The 25372-nt window shown below is 56.8% G+C and carries 18 protein-coding genes; 8 read left to right on the top strand and 10 right to left on the bottom strand.

What is annotated here, in order from left to right:
• Window positions 1-54: 54 nt before the first annotated feature.
• From B5D61_RS24600 to acnA, 4 genes are all read right to left on the bottom strand, one after another.
• Window positions 55-1890 (bottom strand): peroxidase family protein, encoded by a 1836-nt coding sequence (locus tag B5D61_RS24600; protein ID WP_139373488.1) that lies wholly within the window; start codon window positions 1888-1890, stop codon window positions 55-57.
• Window positions 1891-2049: 159 nt separating this feature from the next.
• Window positions 2050-2520 (bottom strand): hypothetical protein, encoded by a 471-nt coding sequence (locus B5D61_RS24595; protein WP_078816085.1) that lies wholly within the window; start codon window positions 2518-2520, stop codon window positions 2050-2052.
• Window positions 2517-3500 carry an AAA family ATPase gene (locus tag B5D61_RS26530; RefSeq protein WP_176159657.1) on the bottom strand — a complete coding sequence of 328 codons (984 nt, stop codon included), beginning with the start codon at window positions 3498-3500 and terminating at the stop codon, window positions 2517-2519. Before B5D61_RS26530 ends, B5D61_RS24595 begins: the two co-directional genes overlap by 4 nt.
• A 184-nt stretch (window positions 3501-3684) precedes the next feature.
• The gene (gene acnA / locus B5D61_RS24585; protein ID WP_078816083.1) at window positions 3685-6489 is read right to left on the bottom strand and encodes an aconitate hydratase; all 2805 of its coding nucleotides are present in this window, start codon (window positions 6487-6489) and stop codon (window positions 3685-3687) included.
• A gap of 89 nt (window positions 6490-6578) precedes the next feature.
• On the opposite strand from acnA, the gene B5D61_RS24580 reads away from it, so the two are divergent.
• Window positions 6579-7199 carry a hypothetical protein gene (locus tag B5D61_RS24580; RefSeq protein WP_078816082.1) on the top strand — a complete coding sequence of 207 codons (621 nt, stop codon included), beginning with the start codon at window positions 6579-6581 and terminating at the stop codon, window positions 7197-7199.
• A gap of 18 nt (window positions 7200-7217) precedes the next feature.
• Window positions 7218-7436 carry a hypothetical protein gene (locus tag B5D61_RS24575; protein ID WP_078816081.1) on the top strand — a complete coding sequence of 73 codons (219 nt, stop codon included), beginning with the start codon at window positions 7218-7220 and terminating at the stop codon, window positions 7434-7436.
• Window positions 7437-7718: 282 nt separating this feature from the next.
• Here the strand turns inward: B5D61_RS24575 and B5D61_RS24570 are convergent, their stop codons facing one another.
• Complete coding sequence (locus B5D61_RS24570) at window positions 7719-8702, bottom strand: ThuA domain-containing protein (RefSeq protein WP_078816080.1); 984 nt, start codon at window positions 8700-8702, stop codon at window positions 7719-7721.
• Between the two features lie 115 nt (window positions 8703-8817).
• Here B5D61_RS24570 and B5D61_RS24565 point away from each other — a divergent pair, with 115 nt between their 5' ends.
• Complete coding sequence (locus B5D61_RS24565; protein WP_176159656.1) at window positions 8818-10584, top strand: ATP-binding cassette domain-containing protein; 1767 nt, start codon at window positions 8818-8820, stop codon at window positions 10582-10584.
• Window positions 10585-10598: 14 nt separating this feature from the next.
• Entirely contained in the window at window positions 10599-11117 is a 519-nt protein-coding gene (locus B5D61_RS24560; protein WP_078816078.1) for a hypothetical protein, read from the top strand.
• 755 nt (window positions 11118-11872) lie between these two features.
• Here B5D61_RS24560 and lepA read toward each other — a convergent pair.
• Together lepA and B5D61_RS24545 are read right to left on the bottom strand one after the other, a co-directional pair.
• A complete protein-coding gene (lepA, locus tag B5D61_RS24550; RefSeq protein WP_078816076.1) occupies window positions 11873-13669 on the bottom strand; it encodes a translation elongation factor 4 in 1797 nt (598 codons plus the stop codon).
• A 91-nt stretch (window positions 13670-13760) separates the two neighbouring features.
• Complete coding sequence (locus tag B5D61_RS24545) at window positions 13761-15350, bottom strand: Ig domain-containing protein (protein WP_139373486.1); 1590 nt, start codon at window positions 15348-15350, stop codon at window positions 13761-13763.
• Window positions 15351-15513: 163 nt separating this feature from the next.
• Here B5D61_RS24545 and B5D61_RS24540 point away from each other — a divergent pair, with 163 nt between their 5' ends.
• From B5D61_RS24540 to B5D61_RS24530, 3 genes are all read left to right on the top strand, one after another.
• A complete protein-coding gene (locus tag B5D61_RS24540; RefSeq protein ID WP_078816074.1) occupies window positions 15514-16719 on the top strand; it encodes a Tm-1-like ATP-binding domain-containing protein in 1206 nt (401 codons plus the stop codon).
• Window positions 16720-16747: 28 nt separating this feature from the next.
• On the top strand, window positions 16748-19858 hold the full coding sequence (locus tag B5D61_RS24535; RefSeq protein WP_078816073.1) for an alpha/beta fold hydrolase: 3111 nt from the start codon (window positions 16748-16750) through the stop codon (window positions 19856-19858).
• A gap of 62 nt (window positions 19859-19920) precedes the next feature.
• Window positions 19921-21018 carry a glycoside hydrolase family 3 N-terminal domain-containing protein gene (locus tag B5D61_RS24530; protein ID WP_078816071.1) on the top strand — a complete coding sequence of 366 codons (1098 nt, stop codon included), beginning with the start codon at window positions 19921-19923 and terminating at the stop codon, window positions 21016-21018.
• Window positions 21019-21528: 510 nt separating this feature from the next.
• Here B5D61_RS24530 and B5D61_RS24525 read toward each other — a convergent pair.
• The 3 genes from B5D61_RS24525 to B5D61_RS24515 form a co-directional block, all read right to left on the bottom strand.
• Window positions 21529-22653 (bottom strand): aminotransferase class V-fold PLP-dependent enzyme, encoded by a 1125-nt coding sequence (locus B5D61_RS24525; RefSeq protein ID WP_078816070.1) that lies wholly within the window; start codon window positions 22651-22653, stop codon window positions 21529-21531.
• A 91-nt stretch (window positions 22654-22744) separates the two neighbouring features.
• On the bottom strand, window positions 22745-23050 hold the full coding sequence (locus B5D61_RS24520; RefSeq protein WP_078816069.1) for a type II toxin-antitoxin system RelE/ParE family toxin: 306 nt from the start codon (window positions 23048-23050) through the stop codon (window positions 22745-22747).
• Window positions 23047-23286 carry an addiction module protein gene (locus B5D61_RS24515; RefSeq protein ID WP_078816068.1) on the bottom strand — a complete coding sequence of 80 codons (240 nt, stop codon included), beginning with the start codon at window positions 23284-23286 and terminating at the stop codon, window positions 23047-23049. Before B5D61_RS24515 ends, B5D61_RS24520 begins: the two co-directional genes overlap by 4 nt.
• Window positions 23287-23431: 145 nt before the next feature.
• Here B5D61_RS24515 and B5D61_RS24510 point away from each other — a divergent pair, with 145 nt between their 5' ends.
• Window positions 23432-25216, top strand: coding sequence for a phosphoenolpyruvate carboxykinase (GTP) (locus B5D61_RS24510; RefSeq protein ID WP_078816067.1), 1785 nt, complete (start codon window positions 23432-23434; stop codon window positions 25214-25216).
• Window positions 25217-25372: the final 156 nt, after the last annotated feature.

Below are 25372 nucleotides of genomic sequence, written 5' to 3'. Positions count from 1 at the left end.
CTGTAAATCGGAGACCATGAGTCAGCAGAGGGTCATAAGGTTGTAAGGAGTATGTCAGGGTTGTTTTTTAGCCTTGGCCTTTTTCTTCGGCGGTGGGGCCATGAAGGCCTTCGGTCCAAGCTCTCCCTTGATCTCGGTATTGCGGCGGATGATCACACTGAGGGTCTGCTTTTCCACCAAGCGCACCATTTCCCGAGGCAGGTAGTTCTGATACCAGAAGCGATCTCCATCCCGCAAGCGAGTGAACTGATCCACCAGGATGGTGTAAAAAGTCGGCCCTACCATGGCCCCGGGACGATCCGCTTCACTGAGTCCACCGATCCACAGATCAATGTCCGCAGGGCTGGCATACACCGACTGCAATTCCGCCAGAACACCTGGATTTTTGCTCACGTCTTTAAACTCCAGCAGCGGCTTCAAGCCAAGAGCGGTTCGAGCATCGGCCAGGCTAGGCAGCCCATGGTCACGCCCACGCTGAATGTTCAGCGATGCCAGATCCAGACCTCCGGAGCCGGGAGCGCCGAACAAAAAGTTACGCACATCATCCACCAGCCACTCATCCAGCTCCTGAGCTTTCTGCACCGCCATGCCGCGCAGGATCACATCAATACCTTCCTCAACGACCGCCTGAGGCTGAAAGAAGCACTCGGCTAACGAGAGATTCCCCGCCTCGATCTCCTCCAAGTTCGCATCCAGGCGCAGCAGGGTGGAGGAAAGCAGGCTGTGACCAAAGCGATAACCGGCCGTGGCAAACTCATTGCTGATGGTGGGGTCCACATCGGCACGATACCCACGGTAAGGTTTGATGGCCGATCCACCCAACAGGATGGGCAAGAACTCACGGTAAGTGATGGCCTGCATCTCCGCTGCCACGATCATGCGCGCGAATTGATAGATCTCCTCATCCTCCGCTTCTTCATTGGAACTCCGATACAGGTCGGCCCACCAGTTATGCTCACGCATAAACAGTGTGTGGATGGCGATCAAACCGACCTGCTCATTCACCCGAACATCCCCCGCCACGAAGAAGCTCTCCCCCGGAGGTGCATTGTCCAAGCCCTCCGTATTGAAGGGCAAAAGATCCCCATGATCACTGCTGCTCACCTTGAGCCTTCCTGTGCCGTCATTGGCCCGTAGAGCAGATGCCCGAGTCTCATCGGAGCCATACACCTGAGAGGCATCGATCCAGGCCGTGATCGCATTTTTCTGCTCCCGCACTCCGTCCACGATCTCATAGGCACTGCGGTTGAGCCCGATCGTCATGGTGCCGGTTCCCTCAGGGTCGAACTCGGGGTCACCCGTGGGCACTTGAATGGGGAAGGCCTCGGCAGGCACTGCGGTCGGTGTCTCGTCCAGATCGTGGTCCAGGAACTGGCCCCACTGCCAGAGAAAGTCGCTGGCTCTACGGCGATTGGGCGGGCTACCTTCGGGCTGAGTCGCCACTGCATTGCTGATGGCTCGGGCACTCGGACGCTCCGCACCGGAGGGCTCACCCACGCCATCGGCGTAATCACTGAAAGTCAGACGACGGTAGGGGAGATTGGGCGTGCCCCAGGCAGGATGATCGAGGTTGTTATCCGACCCATCCACGGAGCGAAACTCCTCAGGCAGGGCAAAGTCACGAGGCAGTGCCGGTGGCCGAGGCAAACCAGGATTCTGGGGAGGCTGCGGCTTGTCCTGTGGAGGTGGCACCTCAGGCTTCCCCTGTGGCGGAGCACCAGGATCAGGACGTGGAATCGCACCGGGAGGTGATCCGCCAGGTGCTCCCTGAGGAGGACGCATCGGCCCCCCAGGTTGTTGGGCCATGGTTAGGCTCGATAGACCAACAAGAGTCAGCGTCAGCACGGCTTTCGTCATCCGAACAGAGTTACGGGGGAGGTTCAGTTTCATGGTCAGTTCTTGGGTTCAGTTCGCGACTCCTGCCGGAAACCCAGCGTGGTCACACCCATAACAGACCACCTCCATGTTAAGCCCCTATGTCGAAGAACCGGGTTTATTGTGAAGGAAAGGTAAAGATGGCCAGTTCCTGCCCTCCTCAGGCCCGCAGCTTCAAACCAGTGCCAACCACTCCACCAATTTGGCCAGATGAGGACTCCCCGCCGAGCGACAGGCCGCCAGATAGCTCAAGAGGTGCTTCCGATGCTTCTTAGCCTCCTGATGCAGACCCGAATGTTTTGCCGGGAGATTATGATCCGAAGGTTTGATCCCGACCGCTTCGCCCAATTTATAAATCCAAGGTTCCAGGTCAGGCTGAATCTCGATCAATCGCTTCCCTTGTTTGGGATGCTGGTAAAGAACCAGACCCAATTTCAAATCTCTTTCCACACACTTGTATTCCCGAAGATAAGGTGGTGGCGGTTGACCTGGATCTTGGTCGATGAGTCCAAAATCATACGCGCGTTTCGACTCAGAAAGAGCCTTCGAGACACGGCCTTTTCCGGCATGATGGGACACTTCCGCTCGGGTCTTTCCCAAGGCCAGGATCAATGCCTCATCATTGTCACATTCCAGGTGAATCATTCCACCTCAGGCAGCAGCCGGTCAAAGTTGAAAAACGCATCCATGCTCCACTCCTTGATCTGATCAATTTGATCCTGATTGAGCGCATACGCTTTAGTCGCGTAGTTCTCCATCCTGCAGAGAACCACATTCAATTCAGACGCCGGAGTTTTCGAAAGAAGCGAATCCAGCATGTAAGGACTGTGCGTTGTCAGAAAGAACTGATTGCCTTGATCATCTAGAGCGATGCGCTCAGCGAGAGTTTTGGTGTAAGGGGGAAAAGAATGCGCCTCGGGCTCGTCAAAAACGAGAACTGCGTCACGGTTTGTTGCCAGCACAATCTGATAAAAGATCATTCGCCGCAGTGTTTCAGACGCAGCTAAATAGGGCAGTGTAGTCATTGTGCCGTCCTCATCACTAGCTAGAAATACATTCCTGGAGGCACGATCAACTGCGAGTCTATATCGACTACCTTCTAAAAAGGCTCCAGCAGCCTGTCGAGCTTCACGATTGCTAGACAATACCCCTGCGAGGTTATTTCCAAAAGGGGCAACCAATACCCCTGGGTCACCGCTGTCAGTAGGCTCTCGAGGGTCAAACAGATAATAATGAATCTTGATGGCATCCTCGTTGTAACCTTGCCCCGAAGTGCAATCTACATCGCCTGATTTTTCGTCGATTTTATATTTTGAGGTCTCAAATCCAGGGATTTCATAATCAATAAATGCCCCAAGATGTGTCCAATAGGCAGTCAGTTTAAAATCATCGCATTGAACATGGGTGCCCTGATCAAACGAAATGTCGGTCGCAAGTTGGTTAATGTGATTAATTCGAAGGGTTTTTTTGATTTCACAGAGAGTTCCAAAGCTCCAAAGAGAAAGAGCTTCTAAAATATTGGTTTTCCCAACATTCGGCTCTCCGATGAACACATTCACCCGACGACAGTCGAGATCGAGTTCCCGAATCGACTTAAAGTTTCTGATGGAGAGCTTGTGGATCATGGCAACAGGACCGGCTTCTCGTAAGAGACCGTCAATGGATAAGCTAACCCCCCAGAGGGCCATTCAGCAAGCGGTTTGCTAAAAGGCTAACAGCCTCCAGGACTAACCAACAAAACGCCCCGAGGCGTCAGGGCCAACGGGGCGTTGAGAGGGATGCGAGGTCTAATCTAGATGCAAACCTAGATCATGACGCATTCGCACGCAGGATCTGCGCAAGCACGTAAGGCAGGATGCCTCCGGCGCGGTAGTAGTCGATCTCCACAGGGGTATCGATACGGACCACGAGCGGGATGTCGAAGCTGGAGCCATCGGCCTGGGTGACACGCAGGGTGGCTTCGCTCTGCGGCTTGGTGTCGTTGGAGATGCCCAGGATGCTGAAGGTAGCATCGCTGAGGTCCTTCACCTTATCGTAGTCAGCCTTGTCCTTGAAGTTACAAGGCAGCACGCCCATGCCCACGAGGTTACTGCGGTGAATACGCTCGAAGGACTTGGTGATCACGGCCTTCACGCCCAGGAGACGGGTGCCTTTGGCCGCCCAGTCACGGCTGGAGCCCATGCCGTAGTCTTCACCACCGATGATGATGCTCGGCGTGCCAGCGGCCATGTAGGCGGTGGCAGCGTCGTAGATGCTCATCTCAGTGCCTGCGGGTTGAAGCAGGGTGTCGCCACCTTCCTTACCGCCCAGCATGAGGTTCTTGATCCGCACGTTGGCGAAGGTGCCACGGGTCATGACACGGTCGTTACCACGGCGGCTGCCGTAGCTGTTGAAGTCGGCCTGGGTCACGTTGTTCTCGCTGAGGAATCGGCCAGCCGGGCTGGTCTTCTTGATGGCGCCGGCAGGGCTGATGTGGTCCGTGGTGACGGAGTCGCCGAAGATGCCCAGAGGGCGGGCACCGACGATTTCCGTGATGTCACGTGGCTCCATGCTGAAGTCCTCGAAGAAAGGAGGATGCTGGATGTAGGTGCTCTTCTCGTTCCAGTCATAGACGAGGCCGGTGGAGCCGGGGATCTCGTTCCACTTCGGATTCTGGCTGGCGAAGTCGGTGTAAAGGGCACGGAAGACTTCGGGGGAAAGAGCAGATTTGAGGGCGTCCTGAATTTCCTGGAGGGAAGGCCAGATGTCCTTGAGGTAAACTCCGGTGCCAGGGATGATCTCATCCTTGCTCAGGTCAATGTCCACGGTGCCTGCGATGGCGTAGGCCACGACGAGCGGAGGGCTCATCAGGAAGTTAGCCTTGATGCTCTGGTGCACACGGGCTTCGAAGTTACGGTTACCGGAGAGCACGCTGGCAGCGACCACGTCTTCCGCTTTCACCACGTCTTCGATCCCTGCGTCCAGAGGACCGGAGTTACCGATACAGGTGGTGCAACCATAACCAACAGTTTGGAAACCGAGCTTGTCCAGTTCCGTCTGGAGGCCGGTCTTGTTGAGGTAATCCGTCACCACGCGGCTACCTGGGCCGAGGCTGGTTTTCACGGAAGGCTTCACAGTCAGACCTTTAGCATTGGCCTTCTTAGCCAAGAGACCGGCGGCGAGCATCACGCTCGGGTTGCTGGTGTTGGTGCAGCTCGTGATGGCGGCGATGAGGACGCTGCCGTGAGTGATGGCGTCTTTTTCACCGCCTTTGCTGTCCACGGTGACTTCGTAATAGGGATAACCTGGCTTGTCAGATGGCACTGGGGCCACACCAGTTTCGGCGCCGAGGGCGCGAGAGACATCGTTGCCTTCAGGCTTAGCGTCGAGGCTGGCTGGCGCATTGGCCACTTCACCACCCACGACCACAGGAGCCTTGCCATAGCCGCCAGGGGTTGGTTTGACCAGGATTTCATTCCAGGTGCTTTTGAGAGCTTCGACCGTGATGCGGTCTTGAGGACGCTTCGGTCCGGCCACGGAAGGCTGGATGTCGCCGAGGTCGAGCTCGAGGTCGCTGGTGTATTCCACCTCGCCCTTCTTCGGAATGCCGAACATGCCCTGGGCGGTGTAGTAGTTCTTGAAGGTCTCACAAAGCTCCTCGCTACGGCCCGTGCCGCGCAAGTAGTTGACGCACTCTTCGTCGATCGGGAAGAAGCCCATCGTCGCACCGTATTCCGGGGCCATGTTGGCGATGGTGGCACGGTCAGGCAGCGGCAGGCTTTCAGCACCAGGGCCATAGAACTCGACGAACTTACCGACCACACCGTGCTTACGCAGCATCTGAGTGCAGTGCAGGGCCAGGTCCGTAGCGGTCACGCCTTCACGCAGGCTACCGGTCAGGTAAACGCCCACCACTTCAGGCACCAGGAAGGTCACAGGCTGGCCGAGCATCCCGGCTTCAGCCTCAATCCCACCCACACCCCAGGCGACGACGCCCAGACCGTTGATCATGGTGGTGTGGCTGTCCGTGCCCACGAGGGTATCGGGGTAAAACACGCCGTCTTTATCCAGCACGCCCTTGGCGAGGTATTCCAGGTTCACCTGGTGCACGATCCCGATGCCCGGAGGCACCACCTTAAAGGTATCAAAGGCCTGTTCACCCCACTTGAGGAACTCATAACGCTCACGGTTACGCTCGAACTCAAGGGCGAGGTTCTGGTTCAAAGCTTCCTGCGTGCCGGCAAAGTCCACCTGCACACTGTGGTCCACCACGAGATCCACCGGCACCAGCGGCTCGATCATCTTGGTGTTCTTGCCCATCTTCGCCACCGCACTGCGCATGGCGGCGAGGTCCACCAGAAGCGGCACGCCTGTGAAGTCCTGAAGCACGATACGAGCGACAGTGAAAGGAATCTCATAGTCGCCTGGATTCTTGGCATTCCAGTTGGCGAGGTTCTTCACATCCTGCTCGAAGACCTTCTTGCCATCCAGATTACGCAGCAGGGATTCCAAGACGATACGGATGGAAACCGGCAGCTTCGAGATCGGGCCCACGCCCTGCTTCTCGAGTTCAGGAAGGGAATAATATTTGCCAGTAGCTCCGGTTCCGGTGGTGAAAGTGCTGAGGGTGTTCATCGGGTGGTAATCAGGAATAGCGAGAGGAGCACAATTGGCACCAAATTTTTGCGGGTTTTAAATGATGTCTCTTGTTTTACACTATCAAAATGAACACAGAGGAAATTCAAGATGCCTTGAATTGGGTCCGGCAAGAGACGGATTTGAACACAAAAGCTTTGCTGTTATCTGGACTCGTCTCTGAATTGTTTCGTCAACAGGGTTTTGAGCCTGTCGTGGTAGGTGGATCAGCTATCGAATTTTACACCGACGGAGCCTACATGTCGGGCGACACTGATATTTGTTGGACTGGCATAAGAACCCCGAAACGAGAGGAATGTGCGGCCGTCATGGCACAAATTCCAGGAGCCAAGCCTCATGGAGGAAAAAGTTGGCAGATCGAGAACCTGTGGATCGATCTTCTAGGAGAAATCAATTACCTAGCCGAGAAGGAACTGGCCAAAATTCAAACCCCCGTCGGATTCGTGGTTTTGATTCCCATCGAAGACCTGCTGGTTGGGCGAGTTTACGCAGCCAGGAAATGGACAGGCTATAACGAAGAGGATGACGACTGTGCCAAGAAGCTCATGACATCTGTTCTTTCTCAAAGCGTTGCTTTTGATTGGGACGAAGCTCTTAAAATCGCCAATTCTCCTAAATATCGCTGTGAAGCGGAACTGCTTGCTGTTCGCAAGGAGGTCGAACAAGAACTGGCGAAACCGCAAGACTAACCTTATATTTCAGCAGCTATGACAGATACAACCCTGCCGATCAAACCAGAGCGCTGCTACACCTGGGAGCAGTGGCAGGCGGGGCGTGCCGAAAGGCGGCGGCTGGGCAATCTCGTGGCGCCCGCCATCATCCGCCGCAAGGAAGGCCCTGACGATCAGCGACTGCGGGCCACCTACGATGGCGAACGCGGGCCTGCATTTAACAAGCCCTTCGATCCACCGTCCACCAAGGAATGACGGTGCTGATGAGCCCAAAAGGCTTCCCATTGAGGCCGTGATTCTCGCGGCAGCGTCCCGGAGTGCGGTGGCAGAGAGGCAAGAGCAAGGCATTGCCTCGGCGACACCGCTCTGGTCGAAGCGAGTGCACTTTAAAAATTCCTTAGCGTCTTGAGGCCAAGTCATCGCGTCCGATGACATTTCCCACCGTGCGATATCCAAGACCACTCGGGAGCGGTGTCGCCGAAGCCTGATGACTCCGGCTTCTTTGCCACCGCACTCCGGGACGCTTCGCGAGGCAAGTCACTTTTCAGTCACCACCACCTCGCGCTGGAACACCTTCGGCGTCGTCATCGTCGTTTTCTTGGGCTTCGGTGCGGGTTTATCGTCCAGGTTCTGGGTCAGATCCTCCTCGCTGACGGTGGAGGCCACGCCGTTTTCGGGGACCTCGACTTTAGTCACCCACAGCAGGGCATTCAGGATTGTTTTGCGAAACTCGCCATTGCCCCAGTTCTTGTGGAAATGACCGCCGGTGAAACCAAAGCCGCGTCCGCCATCGGGACGCTCCACGCACCACATCATGGATTCCTTCTCCCCCTTCTGGGCCTGGATGTGCGGGTAAGGTCCTTTGGGATACACATAGGGACCATCACGGGTGGCGTCGGAGGGTGTTGCGACCAGGATGGGGACGAAGCGGGTGTCTCCGTCCTTGGCTGCCTCGATGCCCTCGCCAAAAGCCGGACGGAAGCGCATGTTAAAATACCATTCGTCCTCGATCTGGAAGGGTTTCACCCCACGGGTGATCGGATGTTCGGGGAAAGAGGTGAAGTTGGGCTCCCAGATGGGATTGCAGGAGTAGGAGTTCTCATAGTGACCGCCCAGCCACGCCAGGAACTCTTTGCCCCCGAGCTCCGGCACCACTTCCACGCCATAGTGCATGACGCCGAAGCCCACTCCCTTGGCCATGAGCCCCTTTAGCGTCTCCAGATGCGTCCCCTGCACCGCCGGGTGTCCTTTGCCACCATCGGCATAGATGACCACGGCATCAGCATCCGCAAAGGTGGCCTCATCCGTCACCCAGCCCATGTCGTGGCGGTCCACCACGAGGTTAGGGATCTCCTTGAGGCACTTTTCCAGCAGCAGCGATCCGGCGCGAAACTCATGCATGCCGGGAGGGTGCGAGGGCTTACCGGCGATCAAAACCAGCTTGTGTTTACCATCCGGCGTCAGTCCGGAGGCGAGGGTCGCAGCAGCGAGAAAGGAGAAGAGGGCAAAACGGCGCAACATACACCCTCAGCATGAAGGAGCGAGCAGGGTGTGTGCAAGCGCCTTCTTGATGGAGTCTTCATTCATCGACTTTTTTGCCAGTTGTGTGCGACGGCTTTCCCCGCTTTCATTCCCCATGCTCGAACTCATCAGCGTCTCTCACGTATTCACCGGCCCAGGAGGCAAGGCGCTGACGGCCTTGGACCACGTGAGCTTCTCGGTCCCCGCTGGTCACTTGCTTGCCGTCATTGGGGCTGCCGGTTCGGGTAAAAGCACCCTGCTGAGCCTCTTGGCAGGGCATCAGGAAGTGGGCGGTGGCACCATCATGTATCGGGGCAAAGACACCTCCGAGGCACCGCTGCATGCCAATGAAATCGGCTACGTGCCCGCCTCCGATGACGTGCTCAGCCCAGTGCTGACGGTGCGGGAGAGCGTGATGAGCGCCCTGATGCTGCGTGTGGCGGATCAGACCGCCGAGCAGCGGGTGGATCGCGCCTCGCATCTCCTCGTCGGGGTGGGTTTGGAAAATGTGGCCACGCATCGTGTCAGCTCTCTGACTCTGCCGCAAAAGCGCCGCCTGAAACTCGCCGTCGCCTTGGTCAGCGATCCCTCCCTGGTCATCTGCGATGAATTCACGGACGGACTCGACGCCAAGTCCCAGAGCGAGATGACGGCGCTCCTGAAATTCACCGCCACGGATCATCCCTCCCGTGTGGTCATCCACGCCACACAGATGGCCGCCAACCTCGCTGCCTACGACACGGTGGTGATTCTGCATGAAGGGCACGTCTGTTTCCACGGCCCCTCCCGCGCCGTCACCCACTACTTCAGCATCCAAGCTATCGAGGAGCTGTATCCCCGCCTGGCCAAGCGACCCGCTTCCCGCTGGGGAGAATCCTGGATGCGTCATCGCGACTCCTATTACGATGCCTTCAAGCTCGGCGGAGCCATCAAAGCCAAGGATGATGAAGAAGAGGGCAACCCGACCGGACACATCACCTTACCCGCCAACGCCAAAGCCAAAGCCCCCGAGGATGACGGCAAACCCGCGCCTGAATCCGCAGAGGAGTTGCCCCCCCCACCAGCCTTGCCCTCCGTCGCCGCGCAGGCGAAGCATCTCATTCTCCGCCGCTGGTCCACCTTTCGCCGCACCCAGAAGGAGTGGCTCATCCAGGTGGGCCTCACGGCCTTGGCTCCAGCCGTGGCCGCTCTGCTCATCCTGCCGAACGATCATTACCTCAGCGCGGTCACTTCTGGCGATACCAGCCCGGCCGTGCTCTGGCCCGCAGCTTATACTTGCGCCATGGGTTGGTTTCTCATGGTGGTTCTAACCATGGCCTTCAGCGTGCGTACCGCCGCACGTGAGATCGCTTCCGAGTGGCCCGTGTATCATCGTGAGCGCACCGGCGGCCTGCGCCCTCTGGCCTACCTGCTGGGGAAGCTGGGCTTCGTCCTCCCGGTGGTGCTCTTGCAGATCTTGCTGTCCGCTCTCACGGTGGAAGTCGTCACCGGCGGCTTACCCGGCTTCGCCTTGGCGCGTCTGCTGCTGCTCATGGTCACCGGCATCGCCTTCACCAGCCTGTGCCTCGCCACCTCCGCCCTCAGCCCGAGTGCGGAGCGCTCCCACAGCCGCTGCTGGATGCTGGCCTTCACCAATCTCATCCTGGCCGGGGCCGTGTTAGGCTTCCCCCGCGTCTTGGGTGGGGTTTTGCATCCCTTCATCACCGCCTACTATGGCTGGTCCGGCGGTATGGAGACACTGAAAGACACGCCCCTGTATGAGCCGCTGACCCTCTTCGTGCGCACCTGGTTCCCCAGCCCCGCTCTCGCCATCAGCGTGCTCTGGGTGCACTTTGCGTTAGGCGTCTTTGTGACCTTGCGGGGACTCAAGAAGAGGCTGTGACTGAAACCATAGCCATGCGTTCTTGTCTCAAAATCATCGCCATCACATCGTTGATCATCGGTGGCCTGATGACGGGCCTCTACTTCTGGTGGATGGCAGGAGAGCGTGAACGAGTCCACGACGCCGTCATTGCCTCTGCACATTTAGCACCGATCCCTGACCGCAGCTACCGCGCCTCGACTGCCGGAAACGTGTTCACCAGATCTTACTGGCTCGACTTCTCCTGCTCCGAAGCCGATTTCCAATCGTTCATCGAGGCCTCTCCTGGGCTCAAAGAAATCGTGCCTTACTATTTTCCCCATTCAGAAAAAGATCCCCTCCCAACCACCTTTGATCGGCCTCCTGACAATGAGCTCGAGAGCATGCAGGAGTATGACTACTTCTGGGAAACAGACACTCCTGGGTGGGATCAGAAACGTCAACGACAACGCGGGCGCCGCTATGAGATCCACCTCCGTAAAGAGGCCATTCACGGATATTTACTCCGAGATGACGAGACGGGTGAAGTGTCTTTGAGGATCAGCTACAGCTAGGATCAATATCGCCAACGCCGCACCAAAAACACATTTCATGTTAGCGACATTCTCGATGTTACGATCATGAAAAAGGTGCTGTGAGTTCCCTTCAAAACCCATGCCCCTCCAGCCGCCTTGTCTCCTGGAGGGAGACGAGCCATGAGCCGGGTGGTGACGTGAGCGAAGCGAACCGAACCCCCGGTTGCATAGGGCAGTATCCCCCGTTCAGGGCCGCTCCCTGAAAGGGGGCGAGAAACGTGCATCAGCCCTCGATCATCACCGATGGCCAATCCCTTGCATCGCCGATCGTCCTTGATGCCATACTTCTCGCGCACTTCCATCGCGCGATCCTGACTCACGGCCGCTTCGGTAGGCATCCCCGGGTTCTCGCTCACTTCGTTCGCTTCACCCGGGGCTAATCGCTCACCTCCCACCCGGAGGCTAGGTCTGAAATCCAGCGAAGTCCGCGAGAGTGAAGTGGTCCGCACACTCCGTGTGCGGGATACCGCCAGGAAGGCTTAGAGAGTTACTTTTCTTCTCGAACTCTGCAGTGAAAGGCTGTTCACGCATCCTCCTGCAAGACGCTATGTCGAAACGTCTCTCGTTTGGCCTGCAAGGCGGCTTTCCGCACACGGAGTGTGCGGGCCACTTGTCTGCCATTCATTCACGACACTTCCAATTCCACCATTCATGCGCCTCAACAAATGCCCAACAAAAAGGGCGGTTGAAATCAACCGCCCTGTTTTGGGTTTTGAAGAAAGACCCAGAAGTCTTCAGTTCGTCTTCAGCACTTCGATGAACGCTTCCTGCGGGATGTTCACCTTGCCGATGGCCTTCATCTTTTTCTTACCTTCCTTCTGCTTCTCCAGGAGCTTGCGCTTACGGCTGATGTCACCGCCGTAGCACTTGGCGGTCACGTCTTTGCGCAGGGCGCTGATGGATTCGCGGGCAATCACCTTGCCACCGATGGCGGCCTGAATGGCGACGACGAAGAGCTGCTGAGGAATCACTTCCTTGAGCTTCTGACAGAGCTGGCGACCACGGCTCTCGGCCTTGCTGCGGTGCACGATGCAGGAGAAGGCATCCACGGGATCACCCGCGATGAGGATATCCATCTTCACCAGTTCGGCGGCTTGAGTGCCGGCATGTTCATAGTCCATGCTGCCGTAACCCCGGGTGATGGACTTGAGCTTGTCATTGAAGTCCACCAGGATCTCATTCAGCGGGATGACGGTGTGCAGCAGCACGCGGCGATCATCCAGCGTCTCGGTGTTGTTCACCTGGCCGCGCTTATCCATGACGAGCTGCATCATGTCTCCGATGTAGTCGTTCGGGATCATGATGTTCACCCTCACCATCGGCTCACGGATTTCATCGATCTCATTCGCGGAGGGCAGGAAGGTGGGGTTATCCACCAGCATCTCCGTGCCGTCGGTCTTGCGGACCTCATAAATCACGGATGGATAGGTGGAGATGACGTCCATGTTAAACTCACGACGCAGACGCTCCTGCACGATCTCCATGTGCAACAAGCCGAGGAAACCGCAGCGGAAACCGAAACCGAGAGCGGCGGAACTCTCCGCCATGAAGGTGAAGGCCGCGTCATTGATCTGCAGCTTCCCGACGGCGAGTTTCAGCGCTTCAAAGTCATCCGTGCTGACCGGATAAATGCCGCTGAAAACGAGCGGATGGATCTCCTTGAAACCTGGAAGCGGCTCAGGGGATGGGCGTCGGCTTTCCGTGATGGTATCGCCGATCTTCACATCGGCGGTGGACTTCACGTTCGCGATGAGATAACCGACGTCACCGGGCTCCAGCTTTTCACAGGCGGTCATCTTCGGGCGGAAGATGCCCACGTCCTTGATTTCATAATCCAGGCCGGTGGACATCATGCGAACTTTCTGCCCCCGCACAATGGTGCCGCTGACCACACGCACGTAGCTGACGACGCCGCGATAAGGATCGAAAATGGAATCGAACACGGAAGCGCGCACATAACCATCGGCCGGGTCTTTCGGCGGTGGCATGTAGGCGACGATGGCCTCCAGGATGTCCTCGATGCCGATGCCCATCTTAGCGCTGGCAGGCACAGCCTCATCCGAGGGGAGCTGGAGGATGTCCTCGAGCTGACGTTTGCACTTATCGATGTCAGCGCTCGGCAGGTCCACCTTATTGATGACCGGGATGACGTGCAGATCCTGCTGCATCGCCAAGTTCAAATTCGCCACCGTCTGGGCTTCCACGCCCTGCGAGGCATCGATCAGCAACAGAGCGCCTTCACAGGCAGCCAAGGAGCGGCTGACCTCATAGCTGAAGTCCACGTGCCCGGGGGTATCCAGCAGGTTCAGTTTATATTCCAGGCCGTCCTTGGCCTTGTAAAACATGCACACCGGGTGCGCCTTGATCGTGATGCCGCGCTCACGTTCCAGATCCATCGCATCCAGCAGCTGAGCCTGCTGCTCACGCTGGGAGATGGTCTTGGTGAACTCCAACAGCCGGTCGGAGAGCGTGGTCTTCCCGTGGTCAATGTGAGCGATGATGGAGAAATTACGGGTGCGTTCGATGGACATCAGGGGAAGGTCGGCAGGAGAACCCACTAACTAACCCCGAGTGGAGGGTGGGTCAAGGTCGGCGAAAAAGCTCGCTGGAGCGCGTCCAACGTCACGGGGGATTCACGATCGGATTCGGATCATATGGGGGTTGCCAGTCATCAGGGCTGCCACCACCCGGGCCTCCAGACGCCAGAGCCATCCAAGCCATGGCTCCACTGAGGATGAGAGGCGGTGTTGATACCCCGACCTCCGGCAAGTCCGGCAGGAGGAAATGACCTTGCCCCTTACCCCGCCCGGAACTCGGCTGGATGATGATGCCTCTGAACTTGCAGGTGCGACGCCCTTCCTTGACGGCGCAACTGCCACTGAAAAAGCCTGTGCGTGCATTGACGCTCAAGCTGATTTTGGAAACAGAACTTTCTGCGTCTGGAGTTGGCATCTTGATGCCATTCGTGCGCGTGATCGTGAACCATTGCCCAAAGTCGGCCACGCCCTCCGTGTAAAATGACAAGACTGCATTGAAATTCCCCACTGGGGCATTCAACAACAGAGAACCGGAACGGGGGCGCTGATAAGGGAGCCCCTCCGTGGTCAACTCCATCGAGAATCCCTCAGGATAAAGACGCTCTCGGTCAGACACCGCCGCTGCTTTTTCCCAAATCAAATGGCCGCCCAAATAGTCCTTCACCCCTGTCTCAGGAGGAGATTTTGGGGCCCCCTCGGCCGTTTCGGTGTAAACGCTTAAATCGCCCATTAACAGTCCTGAGGGCACCTTCTTCACCTTGTAGAGGGGCAGATAGATGGGGAACAGCACCCTCGTCGGCTCCTCGCCCAGCAAGACACCACTCCAAGTCACGGCACTCCCATCGGCCAACACTCCCTTCAGCAAGGCTCTGCCATCTGCGCTGACGGTCAGCGAGTAAATGCTATCTCCCAATGGATGATCGTCATGGGGGAAGCTTTGGCCTGGAGGCGCGCTATAGACATTGTACACCCCCTTTGCCCAAGTGGCGGGATGCTTTTTGTCGTAAGTGCGCCGCAGCGCCCCAAAAACACTCTGCCAGGGTTCGTCGGACGATTCATCTCTTTCCAAGATGCAGGTCAATCCATCCATCGAGGTTTCCATGGAGAGCGTCAGGTCCGGCTGGAGCACGATCTCCGCCTTAAAAGGCCCCTCGGCCTCCCTTTTCACCAAGCTCCCTTTCAGTGGGAACTCCTGAAAGCCCAAGATCAGCTTTCCAGAGAAGGATCCATGTGCTGCCACAATCAACCTCACGAAGCCCCGGATCTTCAATCCACCGGCATCGGTGTCGATCAATCCGTGATGTTCATCCACCCACTCGGCGGGGAATCCTTCCACATTCAGAATCACCCGAGTGATGGTTTTATGTCGGTCCTGGTCGGTCCCTGTGATCGTGACCTTGGACTTCCCCGGTCTCAGCGGCACACCCCTGATCACGCCCGTGGTTGCATCACAGCTCAAGCCCTTCGGCAGGCCTCGTGCCTGGAAGGTGACCACTCGACCTTCCTCTTGCTCCTGAGGCTCGGTCTCCACCCAAGCTCCCACCTGGAAAGTCACCGTTTCAAAAACAGCGGCATTAAAAAATGGCTCCGGGACAGCCTCCGATGCGGCTGTAATCCGTGTGAAAAAGAGCGTTGACCCGAGAGCGATCACGCCCAAAAGAAACCGAAGGTTCATAAAGACATCCTCTAGAGTAGATAGAGCAAAAGTCACGCGAAATCGTGCCACCGACTCCCCTAACCGACTCGCCTCTTTTTTCCCTGACGTTGCTTTCAGATAGCCGCATGCGGTTTCCCCTCTCTTGACGGCTTTCCACTCTCTCCTCTAAAAAGGGCACTCTATGGCCACCATCGCAGTTCTCGGCACTCTGGACACCAAAGGATTGGAACACGCTTACGTTGCGGAATTGATCCGGCAGCGGGGTCATCAGACCTTGCTCATTGATACCGGCACCGGCCAGCCTGCGGCGGTGCGCCCCGACATCACGCGCGAGGAAGTGGCGGCGGCGGGAGCCGTGGACTTGGCAGGCATCCTGGAGCGCCAGGACCGGGGTGAGGCAGTCACCGCCATGGCGGGTGCGTCCGCGCAGTTGCTGAGCAGCCTGGTCACGGAAGGCCGCATCCAGGGCGTCATCTCCCTGGGCGGCGGGGGCGGCACCGCCATCAGCACCACCGCCATGAGAGCTCTGCCCATTGGGTTTCCCAAGGTCATGGTCTCCACCCTGGCCGCTGGCCATGTGGCCCCCTATGTCGGCACCAAGGACATCGTCATGATCCCCAGCATCGTGGATGTCTCCGGCATCAACCGCCTTTCCCGCACCCTGCTTGCCCGCGCTGCTGGAGCCATCTGTGGCATGGTGGAGATGGAGATCCCCCCTGCCGAGGATAAGCCCCTCATCGCCGCCTCCATGTTTGGCAACACCACCGAGTGCGTGAATGCCGCGAAAGCCCAGCTCGAAGCGGCTGGCTATGAAGTGCTCGTTTTCGCCGCCACCGGCACCGGCGGGCGCATCATGGAGAGCCTGATCGAAAGCGGCCTCATCACCGGCGTGCTGGACATCACCACCACCGAGTGGGCGGATGAACTCGTGGGCGGCGTGCTCAATGCAGGACCGCATCGTCTGGAAGCCGCCGGGAAAACCGGCACCCCTGCCATCGTCACCCCCGGCTGCCTGGACATGGTGAACTTCGGCGAGCGCGCCAGCGTGCCGGAGAAATACCAGGATCGTCTCTTCTATCAGCACAATCCCCAGGTCACCCTCATGCGTACCACGCCCGAGGAGTGCGCCGAGCTGGGCCGCATCCTGGCGGAGAAAGTGAATGCCTACACCGCCCCGGTGACCGTGCTGCTGCCGTTGAAAGCCATCAGCGTCATCAGTGCGCCTGGCAAACCCTTCCACGATCCGGCCGCCGACGCCGCCCTCTTCACCGCGCTCAAAACGAACCTGCGCGCCGACATCCCCGTCATCGAGATGGACTGCGAGATCAACGCACCCGCCTTTGCAAAGGCGTGTGTAGATATATTGTTAAAGACAATAGCACATTAAGCCTTATAGCATTACAAGCGCAAAGGCCATGAACCAATTACTTGTTTTATACCTCCTGGGCATTTCTGCCGTTCTACAATTTCAAAAAATATACGCAGAAGATGCGCCGCAAAAAAACGAGTATATATATGTAATATACTCACGTGAAACTTTGATTGAAAGATTTAACAAAGATGGCAAAAGCGACGTCTTTGCGAATGCTGCGAGCTTGCTCGGGCACAATGAAGAAGGATATCGCGATGGCTTATCTGGAATTTCTGTGGATCTCGATGGCAATGTTTTTGTTACTACCTCGGGAAATGCCGTCTTAAAATTTACGCCTGAAGGCAAAGGGGCCAATTTTCTGACACCAGCCAATGGCGGCCAATCTCCCGCCTTTGATTCACTAAATAATCTCTATCTTCGATCCCCTGACTACAGAACAATAATCAAGCTTGAGCCAGATGGCAATCGGACAACAGTTGTCAACCTTAATGCGCCACCATTTGTAGAAGATGATGAGCTGCATGATATAATGGTAGATCGTCAAGATCGACTTCATTTCACGGTTCATAAAAGTGTAAATTATGGATATTCAAATGAAGAAAGAGAAATATATATTTTAGACAACGGTTCCTTATCCCAGTTTTTCCCGGAAAAAGTGATTCAACCAGTCGGAATGGCAAGGGACAGTAAACAGAATCTATACGTGGCTAACGGTATTATAGCATATAACGAACAAGATGAACTGTCTTTGCTTTTAGCGAAACTAATGAAATTCAACGACCTAGGACAAGGAGGGGTTTTTTCTTCGCGTTGGCGTTTCGATTGGGAGCCTCAATCTGACTGCCCTGTTGGCATAGTAGTAGATAAAGAGGATAATATTTATGTAATGGGAGGATTATCAAAGAATATCACTAAATTCTCCCCTGATGGCAGTCATTCTGCATGGGCTGATTCCGCTATTTCAAGGCCTATCTACGATCCAACCGAATGGCTTGAAGACATTTCAATGGCCATCGGTCCTGGCTATGAAACACCAGTCATTTTCATCCCTGGCATTGCAGGCAGCATGTTGACCGGAGCTGGGGAGGATGGTTCATATGGAACTGGAAATGGTGAGTATCTTTGGCCATCGCTTGATGCATTAGATATTCGTGCTTTAAACCTTCGAACAGGAGCAAACGATGTTAAAGCTGTTGGCCTTATTCGAGAGTATGATCCTGTTGATGTCGGAGTTGGGACTGAGATTGTCTATGGACCCTTCATTGATTTCATGACTGACACACGGCAAGGTTATCACTTTTTTGATTTGGATGAGAATCCGAATCGTATGACTTCATCATTTCAAACCGCAACGAGCGGGATGGCATCAATCCCGTCATTTTTCCCGTTTCCATATGATTGGCGTAGGAGTAACTCCGTTCACACTTCCGATCTTCGGCAATATATTCAGAACATTCGGCAGCTTCATGGTGGCGCAAAAGTGAATGTGGTTGCCCATAGTATGGGAGGGCTTTTATTGCGCCGCTACATTCTGGACTATGGGGCCGATGATATTGAAAACGTGGTAACTGTAGGTAGTCCTTTTTGGGGTGCCCCAGTAGCTATATACCGAATGCTCGAGGGAGACTTATACGGACACACGATCGTGGACTGGTGGAACAATGACTCGATCAAGGCAACGCTCCCTACATTCCAATCATTCCATGAATTGCTTCCATCTTCGCTATACATGGAAAAAGCAGAGCGCCCGATGTTTTTGGAAGTTGGATGGGATTTAGACAATGACCGCAACAGTTTCGAAGACTACTCCATGGAAGACTTTCGTTCAATGATTGATCGTGAAGCCAGCCCGGACACGCCCAGTGTAAACAATTTGGCGTTTCACAGTTTTCAAGGCGGCAAGCAGGATGATTGGTCCTCGGACACAAACGACATCAAGTTTCTACACATCTACGGTGACCGACCGCAGAGAGATACAACTGTCGCAGTAGCAGTCACGACTGAATATCGCGGCGATCTAGGGAGACAAGCTCCATACCCGAAGTTTTTCGAGATCAAGGGGAGGGGGGATAAAGTGGTTCCTTATCTCAGCGCCAGGCGTCCAGACTCATATTGCGCACCAAATACCACATATCAGGCAATAACGACAAGCGATCTTTCAGAGCACACTGAGATGATGAGGAACCCTGTGGTTCTGAATATGATTGTTGATTTCTTGGAAGACGGCCAGTTATCAACATCGGCTGCACCAGCACTGGCTGCTCAAACAACTGGACCAAGTACAGGATGGCTCACAGTTTCGGTCCGCGGGTCAAACTACGTCCGTATTACAGACGCTTCCGGCAATACGAACGCAAAGCTCAACAGTTCAGCAGCAAGGAAGGTTCCAGGAGTGGATATCCGCTATGGAGGCAACCAGGCTTGGGTGGACATTGAGTTTCCTGATCATCTGACACTTTTCGTCGAAAGCGACCAGTTGGTTACTGAGATGGAACTCGTGATAACTTACTATGATTCATCGGGCGTTGCTATAAACCTTTCACGTTATCGTTTCCAGCCAAACATGCATCCGTGGAAGCTCAGCTTAACCTCAACACAGGTTCCTGACCTCAGGGTGGATCACAACAACAGCGCCAGCTACGAACCCACAGAGTTGATCACGCCAACTCAATCTGCATCTGGAGCACATATAGACATCACTCCACCTACTGTATCACTGGACATGTCACTCGTTGGAGGAAGTCTCCTTATTTCAGTGACAGGATCCGACGGTTCACAGCCTGCTCCGATCGTATATTACTCTCTCGGTAGCGATCCAGTTCAAACTTACACGGTCCCTTTGGTATTGCCCATCTCTGAAACTCGACAACTCAGAGTTTTTGCTGAGGACGAAATGGGTAATACTTCAGGATTAATTGAGACCGCCCTACATCCCAGACTTTCTCCACATCGCGCAGCAAACGGAACCATCACGCTAACATGGCCAATGGCAATGGCCTACATCCTGGAAGTATCCGATTCGCTGGAAGAAGAAAGCTGGACTCGTTCCTCTACTTCAATCACTCGAAGCGGCTTCATGGAGAGCACCTCTTTTTTGACTGAGGGGAGTCAGTTGAATTTTTTTCGTCTCCGCTCGCAGCTAATATCCAAATAGGATGATAAATCAGACGTTTCCAGCCCAATTTATTTTCACCTCACACTTCTCCGTTGCCACCCATGTCCCTCGGCCAACTTCTCCTCACCGGCGTTCCCGGTCCTGAACTCGACTCCGAAACCGCCGCCCGCTTTAAGAAGCTCCAGCCCGGTGGCTTCATCCTGTTCGGTCGTAACATCGTCTCCCCCGAGCAACTGCGGAAGCTGATTGATGATCTGAGGGATCTCTCCAACATCGAGCCCTTCATCACGATTGATCAGGAAGGTGGCCGTGTCTCACGCCTGCGTTTGATCGGTGAAGAACCGCCGAATGCCCAAGCGCTTCGGGATAAGGGCGACATGAAGCTGATCAAACAGCATGGCAAGCTCACCGGCCAGATCCTGCGCCTGTTCGGCTTCAATCTCGATCTCTGCCCCGTCCTGGACATCTCCTACGACGACACCGCCGATAACTCCCTCAAAGGCCGCTGCTGGGGTCGCGATCCACAGCAGGTCATCAACAACGCCGGAGTCTTCAACCGCGCCATGCGGGGAGAAGGCATCCTGAGCTGCGCCAAGCACTTCCCCGGCTACGGCCCTGCCGAGTGTGATCCGCATGAGTTCCTGCCGGTGATTGGGAAAACCCACGAGCAGATGCTGGAGTCCGAGCTGCTCCCCTACACCGCCCTGCTACCGGAGATCGACAGCGTGATGACCTGCCACAGCAACTACACCGCTTATGATCCCGACCGCCCACGCTGGCCCGCCAGCCTGAGCCACAACGTCTGCACGAAATTGTTACGCGATCAGTTAGGCTTCGAAGGCCTGGCCATGACCGATGATCTGGACATGGGCGCCATCCTCAATGAGGTGACCTTTGAGCAAGCCATCCAGGAAGCCGTGCGTGCAGGCAATGACCTCGTCATGATCTGCCATCGCCTGGAGATGGTGGAGCTGGCCCGTCAGCATCTGGAGGGTGTGGAGGCCCCCATCCTCCACGATGCCCTGGTGCGCATTGAGAAGACCAAGAAGCGTCTCGTCTCTCCCGATAAATTCAGCCTGGATCGCTTTGCCAAAATCAACCAAGAGATCTGGGATCTGCGCGTCGCCACCCTCGGAGAAGATCGTGCCAAGGTGCTCAGCGTCGAAGACGGCAAGCGCTCTCCCGTGGAGCTGTATTGAGGTGAAAGGTGATGTGAGCCCTCGAAAGTGATGCGGGCACTCCTGCCCGCAGTTCGAAGGCCGAGCGAGAACCAAAAGCGTCTAAGCCCTGAAAAGAACCCTCTGATGACTTCGCCACTGAATGAGCCAAGTTTATCCCTTGGACTTCCTTGCGGCCAGGAGTGGCCGCATCACTTCGGTGATGTGAGCCCTCGAAAGTGATCCGGGCACTCTTGCCCGCAGCCGAAGGCCTAACGAGAACCACAAGCGTCCAAGACCACGAAAAGGACCCTCTGATGACTTCGCCACTGAATGAGCCAAGTTTATCCCTTGGACTTCCTTGCGGCCAGGAGTGGCCGCATCACTTCGGTGATGTGAGCCCTCGAAAGTGATGCGGGCACTCCTGCCCGCAGTTCGAGGCCGAGCGAGCTTCTAATCAGCCCAAGACCACGAAAAGAACCCTCTAACGACTTCGCCACTGAATGAGCCAAGTTTATCTCTCGGACTTCCTTGCGGCCAGGAGTGGCCGCATCACTTGACTGAGCTCAGCACCTCCAGAGCCCGCTCCACATCCTCAGCCGTGTTGTAGCCATGCACGGCGAGGCGGATGCGCCCGGCGCTGTGCATGACATGCACCTCGGCGCGCTCCAGCGCCGCATGGATCTCCGCGCTGCGCTCATGCATGAAGGCCACAATCCCGGTGGGGCGCTCCGCATGCAGCGGGCACATGGGTTTCAAACCAAGGTCGATGAGCCCCGCATGCAACCGCTGCACCAGAGGATCGGCATGCGCCGAAATCGCCGCCACACCGATGCCGTCCACATAGCGTAAGGCCGCATTCAAAGCATACAGCGCGGCAAAGTTCGGCATGCCCACCGAGAAGCTCAGCGCCCCGAGTTTCGGCACCGCACGATCAAAGCGATCGTGATCAAAAGCATTGTCCAGATGATACCAGCCGCCGGCATGCGTGGTGAGTTTTTCCGCATTGCGTCGGGGCACGCCGATGATGCACCCGCCATGCACGCCCAGCGTCCACTTATGCGTGCTGCTGATCACGATGTCCGCCTCCGGGCACTTCAGTTCCACCCGACCGAGAGCCTGGGTCACATCCACCGAGATGAGAGCCCTCGGCGCCCGCTCACGCACCCGCTGCACCAGGGGTTGCCAGTCGATGCGATGACCGTTGTAAAAGCTGACGAGAGACACCTGCACCAGACGGGTCCTTTCACTCAGCAGCGCTTCGAGATCGGAGGCCTGCAGCTCTCCTCCCGTGGCTTTCCACAGCTTCACCTGGGGAGCATTCACCGCCCGCAGCCACGGCGTGGCCCCGGCGGGGAAATCGAGATCCGTCACCACCACCTCATCCTCAGCAGCGAGGTTCAGCGCACTGGCCAGCAAGTTATAAGCCTCTGAGCTGCAGGAGCAGAAGGCCACCTCATCCGTGGCCATCCCCAGCATCCGCGCACTGACCTCCCGGCACTGCTCCACCGCCGCAAAGTGCCCGTCCCTGCCGCGCATGCCCTTCTGCTTATCCTGCCAGTAGGCTTGGATCGCCTCACCCACGCACAACGGAGGGATGCTCTCCGCTGCGGTGTTGAGATACGTGAGGCCGTGAAGGCTAGGAAAATCGCGAGAGCGGGAGAGATCCGTGAGCATGGGGCTGATACCAACGCTGCATGAAAGCGACTCCAATCAGCCTGACCTGCGAAAAACAAGAGCGCCTCACGGCCTCGATACAGCCGATCCCTCACCCCTTCGAAACACGATGTCGCCACTCATCAGGCCTCTGTTTATTGGGTGTGATGGATAACACCCGCACATGCGCCCGCCCTTCATCATATTCATCGTAGAGCTTATACGGAAACCGCTGGAGACGATACCCCCGCACGCCCTCCCCGACCGATTGAAAACGAGCAGGATCACCCACCACGGTCTGGATGGCCTCCTCCACAGCTTTCATGAACCGATCCGCCGCAAAGATACTCTGAGCCGCATACCCATGCGCACTGTCATGAAGCTCCTCCTCAGCCAATGGATGCAGTTCTCGGGTCATGCACCCCGACAGACCTCCAAAGATTCACGCACCCGGCGAAAGGCATCCTCCACAGGCACGCCCTGCACCGCCCCCGACCGCATTTCAGCCAACCGCGCTTGAGCTTCAGATACCTGCGCCTGCTCGACTTCTTCATAAGATCGAGCACTGACAATCAGCTTCTCAACCAGAGTCATGCGTGATTCTTCAGGCAACTGAAGAGCTTCCTGGAATAAGCTATCGACTGTGGTCGCCATGGTTGACGAACCTATCACCAAATCCACCTCCCATCAAGTAAGCACTCCCTTGAACCCAGGGCTTGCATGACACCGTCACAACATCCACACAAACAAAGCGATTTCGGCACGCCATCTGCGTGTTACGGTGGCCCCAACCCAAATTATGACAGCGCACCCAAGACTCCTGTCGTGGATCGAAGAGATCCGTTCCTTATGCCAACCTGACCATGTCCGTCTCTGTGATGGCTCCGCAGCCGAATACGACGAACTCTGCGGCGTGCTCGTGGCCAATGGCACCTTCCAAAAACTCAACCCCGAGAAGCGGCCCAACTCCTACCTCGCGTGCTCAGACCCCAATGACGTCGCCCGTGTGGAAGACCGCACCTACATCTGCAGCGCGCGCAAGATCGACGCCGGCCCCACCAACAACTGGGTGCCGCCTGCCGAGATGAAAAACACCCTGAAGGGTCTCTTCACCGGCTGCATGAAAGGCCGCACCATGTATGTCGTGCCCTTCTGCATGGGCCCGCTCGGCTCCCCCTTCTCCGTCATCGGCGTCGAGATCACCGATTCTCCCTACGTCGTCGTCTCCATGCGCATCATGACCCGCATGGGCCAGGCCGTGCTGGATCAGCTCGGCACCGAGGGCACCTTCGTGCCCTGCCTGCATAGCGTGGGTAAACCGCTTGCTGAGGGTGAGGCCGATGTCCCCTGGCCGTGCAGCGAGACCAAATACATCGTCCACTTCCCTGAAGAGCGCAGCATCTGGAGCTACGGCAGCGGCTACGGCGGCAATGCCCTGCTCGGGAAAAAATGCCTCGCCCTGCGCATCGCCAGCGTCATGGGCCGTGATGAAGGCTGGATGGCCGAGCACATGCTCATCTGCGGCGTCGAGTCCCCCGATGGACGTAAAAACTACGTGGCCGCCGCCTTCCCCAGCGCCTGTGGGAAAACCAACTTCGCCATGCTGGTGCCGCCCGCCACCTACCTCGAACAAGGCTGGAAAGTCAGCGTCGTCGGGGATGACATCGCCTGGCTGCGCCCCGGTCCTGATGGCCGCCTCTGGGCCACCAATCCCGAGGCCGGCTACTTCGGCGTCGCCCCCGGCACCTCCTGGGAGTCCAACCCCAACGCCATGGCCTCCATCAAGGCCAACACCATCTTCACCAACGTGGCCCTCACCGAAGACGGCGACGTCTGGTGGGAAGGCATGACCAAAGAGCCCCCCGCAAAACTGACCGACTGGCGCGGCCAGCCCTGGACCCCGGATTGCGGACGCCCCTCCTCCCATCCCAACAGCCGCTTCACCGCCCCCGCCAGCCAGTGCCCCACCATTGACGAAAACTGGGAAAAACCCGAAGGCGTGCCCATCTCCGCCATCATCTTTGGCGGTCGCCGTGCCACCACCTTCCCCCTCGTCTTCCAGGCCTTCAACTGGGTCCACGGCGTCTTCCTCGGTGCCAACATGGGCAGTGAAACCACCGCCGCCGCCGCCGGAGCCATCGGCAAAGTCCGCCGCGACCCCATGGCCATGCTCCCCTTCTGCGGCTATAACATGGGCGACTACTTCGCCCACTGGCTGCACATGCGGAAAGACGTCAAAGAGCTGCCCCGCATCTTCCACGTCAACTGGTTCCGCAAGAGCGCCGAGGGCAAGTTCCTCTGGCCCGGCTTTGGCGAAAACATGCGCGTGCTCGAGTGGGTGGTGAAACGCTGCCGTGGCGAAGCCCGGGGTCACGAAACCGAACTCGGCTGGATGCCCCGCTACTCGGAAGTGAACTGGGATGGCCTCGAATACAGCCGCGAGCAATGGAACGAGCTCATGAACTTCGACCGCCGCGAGTTCCGCCAAGAACTCCTCAGCACCGAAGAGCTTTACCTCGACCTCTACGACGACATGCCCAAAGAGCTCTACTACCAACGCGAGCTCCTGGCCGGGCGTGTTTGAAGACGGTAGGCCGGATGTGTTTGGCGCAAGAGATGATGTAAAAATCTCGATCCTCATCGCCAAACGATCCGGCTCAGGGAGAGGTCGATGACACGAGAGCCATGCGAGCCTTCCCAGAAGCCGGCAGTAGGCCGGATGTGTTTGGCGAAATTCACG

Origin of the sequence: Prosthecobacter debontii (genome assembly GCF_900167535.1) — a bacterium.
GTDB classification, from domain to species: domain Bacteria; phylum Verrucomicrobiota; class Verrucomicrobiia; order Verrucomicrobiales; family Verrucomicrobiaceae; genus Prosthecobacter; species Prosthecobacter debontii.
Note: the sequence above shows the minus strand (reverse complement) of the source record. Positions and strands in the feature narration are given on the sequence as shown.

Coding starts and splice junctions, on each gene's coding strand:
- B5D61_RS26530 (WP_176159657.1), bottom strand. CDS start 3,500: ATGATCCACAAGCTCTCCATCAGAAACTTTAAGTCGATTCGGGAACTC.
- B5D61_RS24565 (WP_176159656.1), top strand. CDS start 8,818: ATGCTCGAACTCATCAGCGTCTCTCACGTATTCACCGGCCCAGGAGGC.
- B5D61_RS24575 (WP_078816081.1), top strand. CDS start 7,218: ATGACAGATACAACCCTGCCGATCAAACCAGAGCGCTGCTACACCTGG.
- B5D61_RS24580 (WP_078816082.1), top strand. CDS start 6,579: ATGAACACAGAGGAAATTCAAGATGCCTTGAATTGGGTCCGGCAAGAG.
- B5D61_RS24560 (WP_078816078.1), top strand. CDS start 10,599: ATGCGTTCTTGTCTCAAAATCATCGCCATCACATCGTTGATCATCGGT.
- B5D61_RS24595 (WP_078816085.1), bottom strand. CDS start 2,520: ATGATTCACCTGGAATGTGACAATGATGAGGCATTGATCCTGGCCTTG.
- B5D61_RS24525 (WP_078816070.1), bottom strand. CDS start 22,653: ATGCTCACGGATCTCTCCCGCTCTCGCGATTTTCCTAGCCTTCACGGC.
- B5D61_RS24535 (WP_078816073.1), top strand. CDS start 16,748: ATGAACCAATTACTTGTTTTATACCTCCTGGGCATTTCTGCCGTTCTA.
- acnA (WP_078816083.1), bottom strand. CDS start 6,489: ATGAACACCCTCAGCACTTTCACCACCGGAACCGGAGCTACTGGCAAA.
- B5D61_RS24515 (WP_078816068.1), bottom strand. CDS start 23,286: ATGGCGACCACAGTCGATAGCTTATTCCAGGAAGCTCTTCAGTTGCCT.
- B5D61_RS24570 (WP_078816080.1), bottom strand. CDS start 8,702: ATGTTGCGCCGTTTTGCCCTCTTCTCCTTTCTCGCTGCTGCGACCCTC.
- B5D61_RS24510 (WP_078816067.1), top strand. CDS start 23,432: ATGACAGCGCACCCAAGACTCCTGTCGTGGATCGAAGAGATCCGTTCC.
- B5D61_RS24545 (WP_139373486.1), bottom strand. CDS start 15,350: ATGAACCTTCGGTTTCTTTTGGGCGTGATCGCTCTCGGGTCAACGCTC.
- B5D61_RS24600 (WP_139373488.1), bottom strand. CDS start 1,890: ATGAAACTGAACCTCCCCCGTAACTCTGTTCGGATGACGAAAGCCGTG.
- B5D61_RS24530 (WP_078816071.1), top strand. CDS start 19,921: ATGTCCCTCGGCCAACTTCTCCTCACCGGCGTTCCCGGTCCTGAACTC.
- B5D61_RS24520 (WP_078816069.1), bottom strand. CDS start 23,050: ATGACCCGAGAACTGCATCCATTGGCTGAGGAGGAGCTTCATGACAGT.
- B5D61_RS24540 (WP_078816074.1), top strand. CDS start 15,514: ATGGCCACCATCGCAGTTCTCGGCACTCTGGACACCAAAGGATTGGAA.
- lepA (WP_078816076.1), bottom strand. CDS start 13,669: ATGTCCATCGAACGCACCCGTAATTTCTCCATCATCGCTCACATTGAC.